Source organism: Pseudomonas sp. 91RF (genome assembly GCF_003576265.1).
Classification (GTDB): Bacteria; Pseudomonadota; Gammaproteobacteria; order Pseudomonadales; family Pseudomonadaceae; genus Aquipseudomonas; species Aquipseudomonas kribbensis.
The window spans coordinates 35,146-52,674 of record NZ_QWFC01000007.1 but is presented as its reverse complement, the minus strand read 5'-3'; the positions used below and the strand labels follow the sequence as shown (position 1 = coordinate 52,674).

16 protein-coding genes are annotated in these 17,529 nt (G+C 61.2%); 9 read left to right on the top strand and 7 right to left on the bottom strand.

The features are described from left to right. Nucleotides 1–25: 25 nt before the first annotated feature. Nucleotides 26–4,801, bottom strand: a complete 4,776-nt coding sequence (locus DXT77_RS00520; protein WP_119426194.1) for a dermonecrotic toxin domain-containing protein — start codon at nucleotides 4,799–4,801, stop codon at nucleotides 26–28. A 209-nt stretch (nucleotides 4,802–5,010) separates the two neighbouring features. Here DXT77_RS00520 and DXT77_RS00515 point away from each other — a divergent pair, with 209 nt between their 5' ends. Further along, the gene (locus DXT77_RS00515; RefSeq protein ID WP_119426193.1) at nucleotides 5,011–6,042 is read left to right on the top strand and encodes an Ldh family oxidoreductase; all 1,032 of its coding nucleotides are present in this window, start codon (nucleotides 5,011–5,013) and stop codon (nucleotides 6,040–6,042) included. A 55-nt stretch (nucleotides 6,043–6,097) separates the two neighbouring features. Here the strand turns inward: DXT77_RS00515 and DXT77_RS00510 are convergent, their stop codons facing one another. After that, complete coding sequence (locus tag DXT77_RS00510) at nucleotides 6,098–6,415, bottom strand: YqjD family protein (protein ID WP_016982860.1); 318 nt, start codon at nucleotides 6,413–6,415, stop codon at nucleotides 6,098–6,100. Nucleotides 6,416–6,568: 153 nt separating this feature from the next. On the opposite strand from DXT77_RS00510, the gene DXT77_RS00505 reads away from it, so the two are divergent. Continuing rightward, nucleotides 6,569–6,823, top strand: coding sequence for a hypothetical protein (locus DXT77_RS00505; RefSeq protein WP_119426192.1), 255 nt, complete (start codon nucleotides 6,569–6,571; stop codon nucleotides 6,821–6,823). Here the strand turns inward: DXT77_RS00505 and DXT77_RS00500 are convergent, their stop codons facing one another. After that, a complete protein-coding gene (locus tag DXT77_RS00500; RefSeq protein WP_119426191.1) occupies nucleotides 6,824–7,738 on the bottom strand; it encodes a LysR family transcriptional regulator in 915 nt (304 codons plus the stop codon). An 84-nt stretch (nucleotides 7,739–7,822) separates the two neighbouring features. Here DXT77_RS00500 and DXT77_RS00495 point away from each other — a divergent pair, with 84 nt between their 5' ends. Continuing rightward, nucleotides 7,823–8,746, top strand: a complete 924-nt coding sequence (locus tag DXT77_RS00495) for a carbon-nitrogen hydrolase family protein (RefSeq protein ID WP_119426190.1) — start codon at nucleotides 7,823–7,825, stop codon at nucleotides 8,744–8,746. Here DXT77_RS00495 and DXT77_RS00490 read toward each other — a convergent pair. The 4 genes from DXT77_RS00490 to DXT77_RS00475 form a co-directional block, all read right to left on the bottom strand. Beyond that, complete coding sequence (locus DXT77_RS00490; protein WP_119426189.1) at nucleotides 8,736–9,290, bottom strand: GNAT family N-acetyltransferase; 555 nt, start codon at nucleotides 9,288–9,290, stop codon at nucleotides 8,736–8,738. The two genes, DXT77_RS00495 and DXT77_RS00490, sit on opposite strands and share 11 nt — an antisense overlap. A gap of 53 nt (nucleotides 9,291–9,343) precedes the next feature. Continuing rightward, nucleotides 9,344–9,817, bottom strand: coding sequence for an LEA type 2 family protein (locus tag DXT77_RS00485; protein ID WP_119426188.1), 474 nt, complete (start codon nucleotides 9,815–9,817; stop codon nucleotides 9,344–9,346). A gap of 70 nt (nucleotides 9,818–9,887) precedes the next feature. Further along, entirely contained in the window at nucleotides 9,888–11,354 is a 1,467-nt protein-coding gene (locus DXT77_RS00480; RefSeq protein ID WP_119426187.1) for a nucleobase:cation symporter-2 family protein, read from the bottom strand. Between the two features lie 99 nt (nucleotides 11,355–11,453). Beyond that, entirely contained in the window at nucleotides 11,454–12,353 is a 900-nt protein-coding gene (locus DXT77_RS00475; protein WP_119426186.1) for a LysR family transcriptional regulator, read from the bottom strand. A gap of 99 nt (nucleotides 12,354–12,452) precedes the next feature. Between DXT77_RS00475 and DXT77_RS00470 the strand changes: the two genes are divergently transcribed. The 6 genes from DXT77_RS00470 to DXT77_RS00445 all read left to right on the top strand — a co-directional run bounded on the left by DXT77_RS00470 (nucleotide 12,453) and on the right by DXT77_RS00445 (nucleotide 17,470). Next, nucleotides 12,453–13,544, top strand: a complete 1,092-nt coding sequence (locus DXT77_RS00470; RefSeq protein WP_119426185.1) for a polyamine ABC transporter substrate-binding protein — start codon at nucleotides 12,453–12,455, stop codon at nucleotides 13,542–13,544. A gap of 29 nt (nucleotides 13,545–13,573) precedes the next feature. Further along, nucleotides 13,574–14,533 (top strand): agmatinase, encoded by a 960-nt coding sequence (gene speB, locus DXT77_RS00465; protein ID WP_119426184.1) that lies wholly within the window; start codon nucleotides 13,574–13,576, stop codon nucleotides 14,531–14,533. A gap of 87 nt (nucleotides 14,534–14,620) precedes the next feature. Next, a complete protein-coding gene (locus tag DXT77_RS00460; RefSeq protein WP_114882765.1) occupies nucleotides 14,621–15,337 on the top strand; it encodes a YafY family protein in 717 nt (238 codons plus the stop codon). 51 nt (nucleotides 15,338–15,388) lie between these two features. Beyond that, entirely contained in the window at nucleotides 15,389–15,730 is a 342-nt protein-coding gene (locus DXT77_RS00455; protein WP_085708179.1) for a nuclear transport factor 2 family protein, read from the top strand. A 22-nt stretch (nucleotides 15,731–15,752) separates the two neighbouring features. Further along, on the top strand, nucleotides 15,753–16,871 hold the full coding sequence (gene zapE / locus DXT77_RS00450) for a cell division protein ZapE (RefSeq protein ID WP_119426183.1): 1,119 nt from the start codon (nucleotides 15,753–15,755) through the stop codon (nucleotides 16,869–16,871). Nucleotides 16,872–16,888: 17 nt separating this feature from the next. After that, nucleotides 16,889–17,470 (top strand): DinB family protein, encoded by a 582-nt coding sequence (locus tag DXT77_RS00445; protein WP_119426182.1) that lies wholly within the window; start codon nucleotides 16,889–16,891, stop codon nucleotides 17,468–17,470. The last annotated feature ends 59 nt before the right edge of the window (nucleotides 17,471–17,529 follow it).

Genomic DNA, 17,529 nt, shown 5'->3' with positions numbered 1-17,529 from the left:
GGAATCGACCCCGCGTCTTTCCATTTCAAGGGGACTGAACCGGATCCAGCTGTCGGCCAATTTCGCAGATCAGGCGGGCGATGCAGTCGGCGTTGCGCAGGATGACGTCGACTCGTACGTCTGGCGATTGCTGATCGAGAAAGGCATTACGCGCTTCCTGAATGGTCTTGCTGCCCGTCAGTTTGAGAACTTCCTCGGAAATGAGCTGCATGTCCGGGACCCTGTCGATGTCGACCCAAGTCTTGAGTACCGTGTTCCACTCCGCAAACAGTTGTGCCCTTGGAGTGTTCAATGACAATGCAGACGTCTGATCGAACTCGAGCTCCTGAACCAGTAACGCGCCGGGGGCTGTGATGGTCGAAATCAGGTCGCTGAATGGCTCACGTGCTCTCAACGATGCGATATCCAGTGCCTTGCTGAACTGGTGGGCAAACTCATGAATCAGTGTCGAGGCTTGTGCATGGCCATCGACATCGAACGGCTCCAGCAAATAGGTTTTGAACTGGTCCAGTTGCTGGTCAAAGAAATGCTCAGTGAAATGCACCAGCTTTTTTGCGTCACCATCCAGTACGAACGCAATGACATCGGGCAGGAACTTGTTTGATCCGACGACGAAGCGATCGGTATCGAGCAGTTCATCGGCAGGGTCCACCAGTGCCTGGCAGATCGGCTGGATCGTCGCGCTGATCTTGGCCAGGATTGCGCCGGTGATGCGAGGTGCATCAAAAAAACTCTCAAGGAAGCGAGTTACCCTGGGATTTTCTATTCCGCGACCGAGCGGTGCCAGGTTATGCAGGCAATAGAACGCATATCGTCGGGCTATGTCGATGGCGTTCACCAGGGTCCGGGCTTTGTCCGGGTACTTCAGGCGGATTTGATCCATGCCGCGAGCCTCGATGTTCAACATCGTTCGTCGCAGGCGAGAGATGGTGTTGCGCTCGGCCAGTTTTCTGAAAGCCTGGCCGTAGTGAACAGTTTGCCGAGTCGGGATCTGAACCATTGCCAGACCACTTTTCTGAAACAGCGGGCCGTATTTCCCCGCATCTGCCAGTTGCCATGCCTGCTCACGTTTTTTGACCTGGTAGACCTTGCCATCGATGGCGGCATATTCACGATTGGAGTCTGGTTGTCGGTAAGTGCCTGTGATCGAGCCGTATACAAGGTCCTTCAGCGCAACGTCGGTGGCTTCCGATGATTGCATCTGGGTGCGCATCGGCGAGGTCGGCTCGACTTCACTGGTGTCGGAGATGGCGGCTTCCTGTTCGACTGTGGCGCCTGCGCCCGATATTTCCGGTAGCAGCGCCATCTGGATCATTTGCACGCCACCGTCAATAAAGGACTGCAAAGCCCGTTTCCAGTGGTGGTTCTGCAAGGCATCGGCCGAGTCTTTGAAGCCGTCATAGGCACGCCAGAGAAACGGCACGAAGGCCAGCTTGCCCTGCAGGGTTGCCGACACTTGCCTGATACCCTGGCTGAACAGGGTCTTGGCGGTTTCCCAGTCAGACTGCGCTTCACGCTCGGTCTGTGATTCAAGCTGCTGTTGCAATAGCTTGAGGTTATCGTCGTAAAACCGTTCCAGCAGGTTGCCTTCAACTGGAAGGCTGGCCAGAGTCATTTCGCTGGTCTCGTCCACGGTATCTGCCAACAGGCTGCGGAAGACGGCCTGGCGCCCGGCCGGCAAGCGACGTAGCAACAGATTCTGTAGAGACCCCGGCGTATTCAGCGCCGCGATCAATGCCTTTTCGTCCTTGAATTCGTGAAACGGCTGTTGGGAATAGGGCGCGTAAAGCACCAGCGGGCCCTTGTGACTCTGACCCGGAGCAAAAACGTAAAGCCCCAGTACGGTCTCTGCGTTGGCGCCGGCCGTCTTGATCAGTGCCAGCGGGCTGACAACCACATTGACACCCGGCACAGTGGTTCGGGCATAGCCATCGGGCATGTCCAGTCCCTGACTGATCTGCTCGTAGGCTTTTGTGGACAGATGCTGCTGCATCTTCAAAGCATGGGCGTGCTGCATCAGTTGCCAGGGAATCTGCTGGAAAAAACGCTTTTTGCGTTCACGACCTTCAACCGTTTGCGTCGATAGTGCCGCGGCCACCTTTCGACCATAGGTATCCGGGATCTCCAGCGACAGCAGCAATTGATCGACGGTTTTGCGATCCAGTCCGGGAGGCAGGGTCTCGGCGGTTTTCGATACCACCCTGTACCCCGTGCCCTGGAGTACGTTGACGTGATTCAGGGCAAACTCGACCAGGTCGCGGGGCGGGCCAGCGAGTGCCAGATCGGGAATGATCTCGATCTGCCGGGGATCGAGATGTTCGTTCGGAAAACGAAGGCCGAGCGCAGTTTTCAATGCTTGTTCGACATGCTCGGCCAGTGGCGTAACGCCCGTCAGGTAATCCTTGTCTTCGATGACACTCTGGTTCCATCGCTCAAGCAGTTCGACATGTCGCTTCTGGTCCCTGACCGGAGCCATGCTCAGCCAGGCAGGAAACGTCTGCTGGTTCTCGATGGCCCTGGCATGCTCGCCGGCAAGGCGCAGGTTGGTTTGAGGTGGCATCTTGCGCAGCGCTGACAATGCCTTTTCTCGCCGGGCCCCGTCATCCACTCGCTGACGCACTTGTTCGCAACGTGCGAGATAGTGCTCGATGCCCGATTGCATGCGCTCATGCAATACGTTGCGATGGATGATGCGAAACCGTCCAAGGGTATAGCGCTGATGGGGGCGGTATTGATCGGGAACGATATTTTCCAGCAGTGAGAGGCACTGAACGTTGTCGAGCAAGCGCCGGCTCAGTGCCTGTCGGGCAATGGCAATGTTATCGAAGACCTCCAGCCCCAGCGCCGGCGTCCACAGCACGGTGCGCCCGGAATGCTGGGTGTCGAGGCCTCCGCGCTCGGTCATCAAAACGCAATGGGCCAGGGGCCAGACGGTCCTGCCGTCGGGAGACTCAAGGGCAAGGACATAACCATCGGGCCGGAAACCGTTGAGCGCCCGACGTTCCAGGCGACTGGGGCGCTCGGCATTGATGACGGTTTCGACGACCGCCCGTGCCCAGTCAGGCAGGCTGCCGCTCGATACCCTGAGTCGGGCTTCACCGTTCACGCCGACGAACCAGGCATGGCCCAGATCCGCCTTCATGTTTTCAAGCCAGGCTCGTTGAGCATCCCGGGTTGTCATGGGCTGCTTGTCGAGGCTCTCCAGAAGAGGAGACTCCACGGAATGAAAGGTCTTGATGGCCCCATGAGCTTTGTCGGCCAGGACGATCGAAGGCTGCTGACTGCCGGACCAGACCGGTTGTGTGCTCCAGCGTCCCTGCGCGTCGAGTTGTTGCAAGCGCTCGTGAATCATCGAGCGGATATCCAGGCTCTTGTCGAACAACGCGTGGAGGTTCACCGCGCCGTCGCTGAGACGAAACACTTGCAGGGCATACTCGATGTTCTGTCGTTGCTTGGTGATGATCGATTCGCACAGGAAGCGGAACACTTCGCCGGCCACCCGGTCTCCCGACACCTGAGGCTGATCGAAGCCCAGGAAGCGGCTGCGCTCGTCCAGGCTGAGCAAAGCGTAGAGTTCGTCTTCGTGGCCCTCTGCGATGAATTTGTCCTGCAGGGTCGCTTTCAGGTCCTGATAGTCCTTGAGCTGCTGCAAACCCTGAGAAGGCGTGTAGAGAAAAGCATCGGCGCCACTGATCATCAGCGAGCCGGCAAGCTCCACATAATTGGCCGGGTTTTCCCAGAGGCGCACGGTCTCGGCTATGGGGGCGGAGCGACCATCGGCATCGGGAAGGATCAGCTTATGCAGCATGTCAAACTGGTCTGCATCGAGAATTCCGGCTTCGCGCTTGAGCATCCAGTCGACGCGAGCCTGGTCTTCCAGCACCCGGGCGAGAAATGTGCGGCGTGTCGATCCCAAGACTGCCACGCCGCTCCAGTACTGTTCCATCTGGCGGTACAGCAGGGCCGGCAACATGCTCGATGCCTGGGTGACGGCATTTCTCCATTGGTCCTGATCGTGTATGTCCGGAGTCCTGCCAGGATGGGAAAACTCCGGCAGGCGAGCACCCGGCCAGCGCTGGTGGCGGTAATGCACCAGCACCGCTTCACTCAGACTCAGGGCGGCCCTGGGGACATCCCCGGTGGGGACCTGATTGCTTTCTCCGTCGCTAGCTGTGTAAACGCGGACGCTTGTACGGTTTTGTTGCAGCGTCCCGAAATGAGGCTTGAGCAACTCGTTCAATGCGCTGTCCAGCATTTGCGTAAGCGTCGGCAGCTTCTTGAGTTCGTCCAGCATGGCCTGGGCGTTGAGCAACGGCCCTTGTCTGAGCGTTTCGTCGCGATCCTCGAACACATCCCCCTCGATGATCGAAAACGTCACCGAAATACGCTCGGCATCCTGTAGGCGTCTCTGGTGCGACAAAGGTAGAAATGCCAGCAATGTGTCCTGATCGGCGGATGTTCTGAGGCGCTCCTCCAACTGAGCCGTCAGGTTCGCGCGACTGTGGTATTTGCGGATGCCTTCGTACGGGGTGTAGAGGATCTGGCCCATGTCGTATGGCGTTTTACTCAGAACAAATGCACCCGGCAATGGAGTGGGGTTCTGACTGTCGGCATTGAGCAAGACACGTTCGGCCAACATGGGCGGTTTTTGCTCGCGTCGCAGGGCGTCGGACGCCAGCCTGACGTCGGCCAGCCAATTGAAATCCTTTTCTGCCAGGCCATGGGTTTTGCCCAACCCGGGCCATAGGCCCGGTGAGTCGAGGGCTTCGGGGAAGAGTAATGGAGAGGTGGGTACAGACATCGTCAAGTCTCGAAAAAATAGAAAGTGCGGTGAGGTTCGAGACAGGAAGTTAAAAGCGCGCAGACGGACGAAGGTGGTACCGGGGTATTGCGCGGGAAACCCTCGCTGCGTGCATTGCAGGGTTGACAGGCCACCGGCTGCCCGTGGTTAATCCGGAGGCGTCAGTTCGTACGCTGTTGTTCCCTCCAATAATTATTCTGGAGCTTCAGATGTCTGCGCCACACGATCTTGCGGTCTCGTCCACGGTGTCCCTGGACGAGCTGACTCAACTGCTGGAAACGATCTTCATCCGTCACGGCACCTCGGCCGAGGTGGCCGCAACGCTGGCCGCCAATTGCGCCAACGCCGAGCGGGACGGTGCCCACAGTCATGGTGTATTCCGGATCCCGGGATATGTCTCGACCCTCAACAGCGGTTGGGTCAACGGCAAGGCCGTGCCAACGGTCGAGGACGTCGCATCAGGGTTTGTCAGCGTCGATGCCGGCAACGGATTTGCCCAGCCTGCACTGGCGGCGGCGCGCCCATTGCTGGTGGAAAAGGCGCGCAGTGCCGGGATCGCGATATTGGCGATCCGCAATTCCCATCACTTTGCCGCGTTGTGGCCGGACGTCGAGCCGTTCGCCGACGAAGGACTGGTGGCGCTGAGCGTGGTCAACAGCATGACTTGCGTGGTGCCCCACGGTGCCGACCGACCACTGTTCGGCACCAACCCGATCGCCTTCGCCGCGCCTCGGGCCGACGGGGCGCCGATCGTGTTCGACCTGGCCACCAGCGCCATCGCCCACGGCGACGTGCAGATCGCCGCACGCAAAGGCGAGAAGTTGCCGGCGGGCATGGGCGTGGACAGCCTCGGCCAGCCGACCTGCGATCCGAAGGCGATTCTCGAAGGCGGCGCGTTGCTGCCGTTTGGCGGACACAAGGGTTCGGCGCTGTCGATGATGGTGGAGTTATTGGCGGCAGCGCTGACTGGTGGCAACTTCTCGTTCGAATTCGACTGGAAGAACCATCCCGGGGCCAAGACCCCGTGGACCGGTCAGTTGCTGATCGTGATCGACCCGAGCAAAACTTCCGGGCAGGGTTTTGCCGAGCGCAGCCAGGAACTGGTCAGGCAGATGCATGGGGTAGGGCTCAAGCGTTTGCCGGGTGATCGGCGGCATTTGCAGCGGGCCAGATCATTGGCCGAGGGGATTGTGCTGGACGAGCAAACCCTGGCGCAGTTGCGTGAACTGGCGGGCGAATGACAATTGAGCGGACATGAAAAAGGCGAGCCTGATGGCTCGCCTTTTTTGTTCTCGCTCAGCGGCGGCCGAGCAACAGACCGACCACCAGACCGAAACCGGCCGAGATCGCCACGGTCTGCCATGGGTGGCCGCCGATGTAGCTTTCGGTGGCATCCACCGCCGGTTTGGTGCGGTCACGGACACTGGACACCGAATCCAGTGCCTGCTGCAGTTTCAGGGCGATTTGTCCGCGCAGGGTTTCCGCTTCCTCGCCGACCAGTGAGGCACTGCTTTTGAGCAGTTTGTCCGACTCTTCGATCAGAGCCTGAAGTTCGCTGAACGCTTGATCCTTGATTTGGTCTTCAGCGGCTTGTACGGCGCTTTTGCGGGCCATTGGGTGACTCCTTGCAGGTGAATGGACAGTGAACAATGGAGTGTGGCGCGGCTTGAAAAGTTGCAGTGAATTTCCGTCAGGAAGAAAAACCAGCGCCGGAGATTTCCTTCCAGCGTGTAAGATGTCGCCATTTCATGCAGCAGGTAATTCCCCATGAGTTTCAATCTGGCCGAAAAATCCCTCGCAGAGCGCGTCGCGCTGGAAGACGAGAAATCCCGACTGTTCGAACTCTGGCAGAACAATCTGGGCAAAGCCAAGGGCGAGGCCGCGCGATTGTTCGGCGAGCGCTCCAAGCGCAAGGGCAAATGGGCCGAGTTCGTTCGCGCTGAACTGGACGGCATGTCGCCGCCGGAGTTCGCCAACATGGTGCGCAGTGAAGTCAACCGGCTGATGGCGGCCAACAAGTAATCATTCGGTCTTGAAACTGGCGACAATCGCTTCGCGCACTTTCAGCACCACCGGATCGATCTGGGTATTGGTGCGCCAGCCCAGTTCGACCGGATAACGCGGCAAGGCCAGCGGGCAGGGCAGCAGGGCCAGCCCGCTCAGTGACGCAATGGCCTGCGCCGCGTGGGTCGGAATGGTCGCCACGGCCGAACTGCCCTTGAGCAGATGCGGCAACGCCGCGAAATGCGTGGTCGAGGCGCACACCCGGCGACTCAAGCCGAGTGCCGCCAGCCCCTCATCGGTGATCCCGATAAAACCGCCCGACGACACCAGAATGTGCTCCCGGGCGACAAACTCTTCCAGACCGATCTTCTGCTGGCCGGGCACAAGGCTCGCCGGATCCACCAGGCACGCGTAACCCCCTTCACCCAACACCTGACGGCTGAGCAGCCGCTCGGCGAAGCCGCCGGCGGTGATCGCCAGGTCGATGCTGCGCTCCATCAGGGCCCGGGCGACGATCTGGCTGTGGGTCTGGCGGTAGATCAGACGCAGCTTCGGCGCCCTTCGACCGATTTCTTCGATCAGACGCCGTCCGTAGGCGATTTCGAAATCATCCGACAGCCCGACACTGACCGAGCGCCCGTCGTACTGATTGGCCGCCGGATCGACCATCGCCAGGCTCTGGCGGCACTTGTTCAGGGCATCGCTGACCACCGGTTTCAACTGATTGGCCTTGAGGGTCGGCGCCAGGCCCCGGCCGGTGCGCACGAACAATTGATCGCCGTACACCTCACGCAACCGGCGCAACGCCGCGCTGACTGCCGATTGCGTCACGCCCAGACGCAACGCTGCACGGCTGGCGCTGGACTCTTCATGCAGCGCTTCAAAGACTTTCAGCAGGTTGAGATCGATGGTTGCGATATTCATTTGGCTCATATCATTCAGCAGTGAGTCGGGCTTTATTCATGATCCCGTGGCGCCGGAGAATGAGCAACAACTGAACTTCACGGAGTGACCGCCATGCCCAAATCAATCGTTGCCGCCCTGCAGATCGGCGCCTTGCCCGGTGGCAAGGGTGAAACCCTGGAACAGATTCTGAGCTGGGAAGGCGCCATCATCGAATCCGGCGCCGCGTTGGTCGTGATGCCCGAAGCGCTGCTCGGCGGTTATCCGAAAGGCGAGGGCTTCGGCACGCAACTGGGTTACCGCTTGCCTGAAGGCCGCGAGGCCTACGCCCGTTACTTCGCCAACGCCATCGATGTGCCGGGCGCGGAAACCGAAGCGCTGGCCGGGCTGTCGGCGCGCACCGGGGCCAATTTGGTGATCGGTGTGATCGAACGGGCCGGCAGCACCTTGCATTGCACCGCCCTGTATTTCGATCCGCAGGCAGGGCTGGTGGCCAGACACCGCAAACTCATGCCCACCGGCACCGAACGACTGATCTGGGGCAAGGGCGACGGCTCGACCCTGCCGGTGCTCGAAACCCAGGTCGGCAAACTCGGCGCAGTCATCTGCTGGGAGAACATGATGCCGCTACTGCGTACGGCGATGTACGCCAAGGGCATTGAGGTCTGGTGCGCGCCGACCGTGGACGAGCGCGAGATGTGGCAGGTCAGCATGCGCCACATCGCCCATGAAGGGCGCTGCTTCGTGGTCAGCGCCTGTCAGGTGCAGGCCTCGCCGAATGAGTTGGGCGTGGAGGTCGCCAACTGGCCGGGGGATCGACCACTGATCGCCGGTGGCAGTGTGATCGTCGGGCCGATGGGCGATGTGCTGGCCGGGCCGCTTCGGGGCGAGGCCGGGCTGCTCACCGCCGAGATCGACACCGATGAACTGGTGCGGGCCCGCTACGACTACGACGTGGTCGGCCACTATGCACGGCCGGATGTATTCGAATTGAGCGTGGACGAGCGCGCCAAACCCGGTGTGCGCTTCACCGCTTGAGGCGCTGTTGTTGCCACTCCTCGCGGGTGATTTCCCAGATTTCCCGTGGGAAACGGCCGCTGACGAAGTCATCCTCGTCGGTGCGGATCAAGCGCATGCCGGTGCGCTCCGAAAGCTTGCGCGAGCCAAGGTTCGGCGCGGCTTTCGGCACGCGCATCAGCGGCTGATCGAGGGTTTCGAACCAGTAGCGGGTCACGGCTTCGCTGGCTTCGGTCATCAAACCCTGGCCTTGCCAGGCCGGGGCGAGCCAGAACCCGCGATGGTTGTCCGGCTCGTCCATCAGGCTGATGTTGCCGATCAATTGCTCAGGTGCCGACTTGAGACGAATCGTCCAGTGCCACTCTTTGCCCGCCGCAATCGCCGGCAGTGCAATGTCCCGCAGGTAGGTGAGGGCGCCATCGTCCGGATAAGGCCAAGGCACCAAAGCGTTCAGGTAACGCACCACTTCCCACTGCGCAAACTGCTGCTGGATGGCCTCGGCGTCCGCCAGTTCCAGCGGGCGCAGAATCAGCCGTTCGGTGTACAGCGTGGGCGTGTCTTCCATAATCCAGCGGCTTCCATGTTTTCTGACAGTGAGCGGAGCAGGCTACCGCATCTCTACCAGGTTGCGGCACTGGCTCGCGGCAGGCTGAGCTTGCCGCTGTCGACAAAACGCATGGTGCCAAACACACCGCCCGCCAGTTTGCCGCGCAGCACATAAGGCAGGTTGTCGAGGGATTGCGTCTGGCTCAGGCCCAGGGTCTGGCGCAACACCGAGAATGCCGAAATGCTCACCGGGACACTGACGATGGCTTCGGAGAACCGTGGAATGGAACCGCTCTGATCGCTGACACCGGACGCAAACGAATGCCCGTTCACGTCAAGATCCAGCGCAATGCCGTTGTAGTCGATGGCGGTTTCGTTAGGGTTCTGTACCCGCAACTTGATGGCGAAGCGCACTTCCAGATCCTGGCTCGGCAGCGGTTCGACGCCGACCACGTTGATGTTCACCGAGTCGCGGTTGGGGAACAGCGCACAGGCGCTGAGGGAGAGCAGAAGAAGGGACAGGATGACGGCTTGGAGACGACGCATTGATGCTCTCTCATTGAAAAAGGGCTGAACCGTTGCCGGTATCAGCCCTTTTTTCATCGAGCGGACAGGATCAACGGTTCAACTGTGCGACAGCGGCCTGGGAGGCAGGTTCACCTTTGGCCGGTACGTCGGGGTTTTCCATGACCTGAAGGATAGAGGCTTCCGGGTCGAAGTCATCCTCTTCCAGTTCGATGAATTCTTCCGGCAGGAAGATGTTCAGCACGATCGCACACAGCGCACCGACGGTGATCGGCGACTCGAAAATATTGCGCAGCGCCTGCGGCAGTTCACGCAGCACTTCCGGCACGGCGGCGATGCCCAGGCCCATGCCGACGGAAATCGCCACGATCAGCATGTTGCGTCGATGCAGGCCGGCCTCGGCGAGGATCTTGATCCCGGCCACGGCCACGGTGCCGAACATCACCAGCTCCGCGCCGCCCAGTACCGGTTTCGGCATCAGTTGCAGCACCGCGCCGATCATCGGGAACAGGCCCAGCAGCACCAGCAGACCGGCAATGAAGAACGCCACGTAGCGGCTGGCCACGCCGGTGAGCTGAATCACCCCGTTGTTCTGGGCGAACGTCACCATCGGCATGCTGTTGAACACGGCCGCCATGGCCGAGTTGAGGCCGTCCGCCAGCAGCCCGGACTTGATCCGGCGGATGTACAGCGGACCTTTGACCGGTTGCCGGGAAATCATCGAGTTGGCCGTCAGGTCGCCGGCGGCTTCCAGCGGCGATACCAGGAAAATCACCGCCACCGGCACGAACGCCACCCAGTCGAAGTTGAAACCGTACTTGAACGGCACCGGAACACTGACCACCGGCACTTCGGGCAGGTTGGCGAAATCCACGGTGCCCATCAGCCACGCCACCACGTAGCCGAGGGTCAGGCCGATGACAATCGCGCCCAGGCGCAGAAACGGCACGTCGACCCGGTTCAATACCACGATTGTGGCCAGTACCAGCGCCGCCAGAAACACGTGGCTGCCCGCGCCCAGATCCGCCGCGCCGAAACCGCCGGCAATGTCGGTCATCGCCACTTTGATCAGCGACAGGCCCATCAGCGTGATGATTGTGCCGGTCACCACCGGGGTGATCAGCATGCGCAATTTGCCGATGAACTGGCTCAGCACCACTTCGATGAAGGCGGCAAAGAAACACACGCCGAAGATCGTCGACAGGATCTCATCGGTGCCGCCGCCCCGGGCCTTGACCATGAAACCGGCGCTGAGAATCACGCTGATAAAGGAAAAACTGGTGCCTTGCAGGCAGAGCAGCCCCGAGCCGACCGGGCCGAAACGCTTGGCCTGGACGAAGGTGCCGAGGCCCGAAACGAACAGCGCCATGCTGATCAGGTACGGGATTTCGCTTTGCAGACCGAGGGCGCCGCCCATGATCAGGGTCGGGGTGATGATGCCGACGAAGCTGGCCAGCACGTGTTGCAGCGCGGCAAACACCGTCGCGGTGAAGTGCGGACGGTCGTTGAGACCGTAGATGAGATCGTTGTTGCGCGGGGCTTTTTCAGAGACGGTCATGGTGGTTTGCGTGCCGCAATGCGGGGCCGGGTCGGAAAATGGGTGCGCAGGATGCCGCAAGCGGGGAGCGAGGGCAACGCATTAAAACTGCCCAAAAGGTCAGGTTCGACCAAAGGCTGACAGCAGATCTTCTTCAAACGCCTTCTGCGCATCCCCCGGCACCTGTGCCCGATGCCGGGCCAGATGGAACGCTACTTCGAAGCTCAGCTCGTCTTCCAGCACCGGACGCAGCAGTCCTTTATCCTGCCATTGACGGGCGTAATGGCTGGGCAGGTAACCGAGGTGTTTGCCGGACAGAACGAAGGCGAGGGTGCCTTCGACCTGTTCCGAGCGCGCCGAGCAGACCTTGCCCTGAAAAGGTTCGTCGCTGCGCAGAAAACGGTACGGATGATCGACCCGGTCACACGCCTGCAACGCCGCTTCATCGGGGGCATCGTTGGTGAACAGCGGATGCCCGGGCGCGCAATACAGATGCTGGGTTTCGCTGAACAATTCGCGGTAATCAAAGGCGCTCTGCACCTGGGAGAAATAACCGATGGCCAGGTCCAGCCGCTGTTGCAGCAGCAGGCGCTCCATTTCACCGGGCATGGCGCTGATCAGCTCGATGCGCACCGATTCGTCTCGTTCGCGAAAGCGCCGGATCGCCTCGGCCACCCGTTGCAGCACCGATTGATCGACCGCTTCCGACAGGCCCAGCCGCACTTCGCCGATCAGGCGTCCGGCGACGCCGTTGGATTGATGGCGGAAGGTTTCGATGGAGTCGAACAGGCTTCGGGCAGCAATCAGCAGTTGCTCGCCTTTGGGAGTGAGGCTGAAACCACCCTTGCCACGGTTGCAGACCCGATAGCCGAGACGGGTTTCCAGCTTGGCCATTTGCTGGCTGATGCTCGACTGGCTCAGCCCCAGCTCTCCCTGAGCAGCGCTGAAACCATTGGACTCGACCACCCCGAGAAACAGGCGCAGCAACTGCAAATCGACATCGTGGAGCTGACTGAGCATCACATTACTCCGACATAAAGTCAGGTTAACAAACTTGATATTTTTGCAATGTATCCGAGGGCGCATCCTGCCACCACTTCCTCTGGTCAGGTGTTCGTCATGGCTCCCTTGTTCAAGTTGTGTTTGCCCGCGCTGTTGCTCTCCGTCTCCATTGCCGCTCAGGCCGAGGACAAGACGCTCAACCTCTACAGCTGGGCCGATTACGTGGCGCCGGAAACGCTACAGCGCTTCGAAAAGGAAACCGGCATTCACGTGCGCTACGACACCTTCGATACCTCCGAGGTGCTGGAAACCAAGTTGCTCACCGGCGGCAGCGGCTACGACGTGGTGGTGCCGTCGTCCAGCGTGTTGGCCCGTGGGTTGGCCGCCGGCGCATTGAAGGAGATTCCTCACGACGGGCTCAAGGGTTACGCCAATCTCGATCCGGATCTGTTGAAAAAGCTGGCGGCGGTCGATCCCGGCAATCGCTACGGCGTGCCTTACACCTGGGGCACCCTTGGCCTGGGCATGAATGTCGAGGCGGTCAAGCAGCGCCTGCCGGACGTGCCGCTCAACGGCCTCGATCTGCTGTTCAAGCCCGAATACGCCAGCAAGCTCAAGGATTGCGGGATCGCCATTCTCGATTCGCCGCAGGAAGTGATCGGTCTGGCGCTGCACTACCTCGGCAAGGATCCCTACAGCACCGACAAGAACGATCTGGCCGCCGCCGAAGCCTTGCTGCAGAAGTTGCAGCCCTCGGTGCTCTACGTCGCCACGGGCCGGCAGATCAGCGATCTGGCCAACGGTAGCGTGTGCCTGGCGCTGACCTATAACGGCGACGCGAGCATGGCCGCCGATCAGGCACGCAAGGCCAACAAGCCGTTCGAGGTCGCCTACCGGATCCCGAAAGAGGGCACGCTGGTGTGGCAGGACAACCTCGCCATCCCCAAAGACGCGCCGCACCCGGAAGCTGCGCGTGCCTTCATCGAATTCATGTTGCGCCCTGAATCCGTGGCGGCGCTGACCAACTCACTGTTCTTCGCTACCGCCAACCAGGCCGCCACGCCGCTGGTGGACGAAGCGGTGCGCAACGACCCGGACATTTATCCGAAACCCGAAGTGCGCGAGCGGCTGTACGCCGACCGCAGCATGAGCCTCAAGGACATGCGGCAGCGCACGCGCCTGTGGACCACTTTCCGTAGCCATCAATAACGCTGGATAAAAACCAAAGGAGCACATCGATGGACGTGCCAATGCAAAACGATCAGGCCCTGACCCGCCACAGCCTTTACGGCACCGCTGCCGAAAGCACCTACGCCGGGATCACCAGTTTCATGCGCCGGCGCTACAGCCGTGACCTGCGCGGAGTGGACGTGGTTGTCAGCGGCGTGCCGTTCGACACCGCCACCAGCAACCGTCCGGGCGCCCGTTTCGGGCCGCGCGGGATTCGTGCGGCGTCCACCGGGATCGCCTGGGAACGGCACTGGCCATGGGCTTTCGACCCGTTCGATCATCTGGCAGTGATCGACTACGGCGATTGCGACTTCGATTACGGCTCGCCGCACACCATCCCGGAAAACATCGAAGCCCACGCCGAGCACATCCTCAGCTCCGGCAGCGCGATGCTCACCTTCGGCGGCGATCACTTCATCAGCTACCCGCTGCTCAAGGCCCACGCGCGCAAGCACGGCAGGCTGTCGTTGATCCACTTCGACGCCCACAGCGACACCTGGCCAGACGATGGCGGCAAACGGGTCGACCACGGCACCATGTTCTGGCACGCAGCGCGGGAAGGGCTGGTGGATCCGGCGCGTTCGGTGCAGATCGGTTTGCGCACCACCAATGACGATCACCAGGGCTTTCAGGTGCTCGACGCACGGCAGGTGCATCGGCGTGGCTGCGAAGCGATTGTCGAGGCCATTCGCGCGCGGGTCGGAGACAACCCGGTGTACCTGACGTTCGACATCGACTGCCTGGATCCGGCGTTTGCTCCTGGCACCGGGACGCCGGTCTGCGGCGGGTTGAGCACGGTGCAGGCACTGGAAATCCTTGGCGGTCTGCGCGGGATCAATCTGGTGGGCATGGACGTGGTGGAAGTGGCGCCGGCCTATGACCATGCGGACGTGACGTCGCTGGCGGCGGCAACGCTGGCGATGGAGATGCTGTGTCTGTACGCGGCGAGGCATAAAGTCGACGCGTAATCGGCTCTGGGCCTGGTGAAAGCTCCTGACAATTTCTGACACCAGGCTCTGCTAAGCTCCGGCAAATTTCTGCCCGGAGCTTATACCGTGTCGCGCACCACTCGCCTGTTGACCCTGCTGCAAGTGCTTCGCGGCAAAAAGCGCCCGGTCACCGCGGCGACGCTGGCCTCCGAGCTGGAAATCTCCGAACGCACCCTCTATCGCGACATCGCCGAACTGACGGCGCTCGGCGCGCCGATCCACGGCGAGGCGGGCATCGGTTATGTGCTGCGCAGCGGTTTGTTTCTGCCGCCCTTGATGCTCAACGCCGATGAGACCGAGGCCATTGTGCTGGGCTTGCGTTACGTCGATCAGCGCGGCGACGAGGTCCTGAGCAAAGCTGCCGCCGACGCGCTGGCGAAAATCGCAGCGGTGCTGGATCCCCAGGCCCAGGAGGCGATGCGCAATCCGACGGTGATGCCCGGGCCGCCCGGTTACGGGTTTCCGCAGAACGTGGTGCCGTTGAATGTGTTTCGTCAGGCGATCCGCGATCAGGCCAAACTGCACATCGATTACGCCGACGCACAGCAGGTGCCGAGCCAACGGCTCATCTGGCCTTTGGCGCTGGGGTTTCTCAACGAGGTGCGGATCATCGTGGCGTGGTGCGAGTTGCGCAGTGCGTATCGGACGTTTCGCACCGACCGGATTGCCGCTGCCAGCCTGCAGGGCGAGCGTTATCCGGGACGTCGCAGCGACCTGCTGCGAACCTGGCAGCGGCAGATGCAACTGGATGACAACGGGCGTTTCACTCCTGACAAAAACTGACGCAGGGCTGTTTTAGGATGGCGTCAGAACCGAAAACAAGGAGTTGCACTCATGTTCCATCCCACCTCGATACTCGCCCCGGCCATCGTTGAGTACATCAACGCCGCCAATGCTCGCGATACGTCCCGGGTTGGCAGTTTTTTCGCCGAGGATGCCCATGTGTTTGATGAGGGCCGGCATCAGGTCGGCCCGCAGGCCATCGCCGACTGGATGCAAGACACCGCCCAACGCTATCAGCCGCGGGTCGAGGTGCTGGGTGTCCAGCAGCGCACCGGCAAAGTGCTGGTGCAAGGGCTGATTTCCGGGACGTTCCCCGGTAGCCCGCTGGAGCTGCGCTATACCTTTCGCCTCAACGAGCAGGGCAAAATCGCACGGCTGGATATTTCCGTGTAGCCATCGTGGCATACTGCCGCGCATGACTTTCGACTCCCCCTTAAGCGCCTGGCAACATGCCGTCGAGCACAAGGGCTTCATCCAGGATGAAGCCCAGGAGCACGCGGTCTGGGCGTTGCAAAAATGCCATGAAGCCCTGCACGCCGGTGCCCGTTCGGTCACCGGCGTCTACCTGTGGGGGCCGGTCGGGCGCGGCAAGACCTGGCTGATGGACCAGTTCCATCAAAGCCTGCGGGTGCCGGCACGGCGACAGCACTTTCATCACTTCATGGGCTGGGTACACCAGCGTTCCTTTCAGTTGACCGGGATCGCCGATCCATTGCGGGCATTGGCCCGGGAACTGGCGGCCGAAGTGCGGGTGCTGTGCTTCGATGAACTGTTCGTCAATGACATCGGCGATGCGATCATCCTCGGGCGGTTGTTTCAGGTGATGTTCGACGAAGGCGTGGTGGTGGTCTGTACCTCCAACCTGCCGCCGGATCAACTGTATGCGGACGGGTTCAACCGCGACCGCTTCCTGCCGGCGATCACAGCGATCAAGCAGCACATGCAAGTGGTCGCGGTGAACGGCTCCGAAGATCATCGATTGCATCCGGGGGCCATCGAACAACGCTATTGGGTTGCATCACCGGGGCAGGGTCGCGCGCTAAATCAGGTGTTCGACGCATTGGCCGCCGGGCAAACCGCCAGCGACGAACCGGTGCCGGTCGGCTACCGTGCCTTGAATGTGGTGAAGGCCAGCGAGTCCGTGTTGTGGTGTCGTTACGCCGACCTGTGCGAGCAACCGTTCGCGGCGATGGACTTCATCGCGCTGTGCGACACCTACCGGGCTATTCTGTTGAGCGAGGTGCCGAACCTGAGCGCGCAAAAGCGTGAAGGGCGGATCGCCCGTGGCACCGAAGACGGCGCGGAGCGTGTCGTGGCCGGCGACCGCGAATTGCCGCAACTGTCGGTTCACGATGACGGCGTACGGCGCTTCATTGCGCTGGTCGACGAATGCTACGACCGCAAGGTGCCGTTGTACATCGAGGCCGAGGTACCGATGGACGCGCTGTACACCGAGGGTTATCTGGAGTTCCCGTTCCGCCGGACCCTCAGCCGTTTGCAGGAGATGCAGCTGCAACGCTTTGCCGACACTTGATGCACGGAGGGCGCGACATGCCTCAGCCACTGTCCCATCACTTGCTGACCCTGGCCTATCAGAACGCCTGGGCCAACCATCGACTGGCCAAGGCCTGGCTGCAGCTCGACGACACGGAGCTGGCAGCGCCACGGGTCAGTTTCTTCCCGAGCATTCGCCTGACCCTCAATCACATCCTCACGTGCGACTGGTTCTACGTCGATGCGCTGGAACGCGAGTTGCGCGGTGACGAACCGCATCCCGACTGCTACGTGTTCTTCAATGCAGACGAACCCTTCACCGAGGCCCAGGCCTTGCGCCGCGAACAGGCCCATGTCGATCGTCGCTTGATCGCCTATTGCGAACAACTGCGCGATGCCGATCTGGGGCGCATCGTCACCATTGCCCGGGACACGCCGCAGCACGACAGCCGTCTGCGGATGATTTCGCACCTGTTCGAACATCAGATCCACCATCGTGGCCAGGTTCACGCCATGCTCAGCGGTACGCCGGTGAAACCGCCGCAACTGGATGAATTTTTCTGTGCCTGTGAATCCGGGTTGCGGGCCGAGGACTTTGCCGAGCTGGGCTGGACGGAGGCGCTCATCTGGGGGCACTGAGTCGACATCGTGCAGGCATAAAAAAGGCGCCCGCAAGGGCGCCCAACTGTCATCTGCGA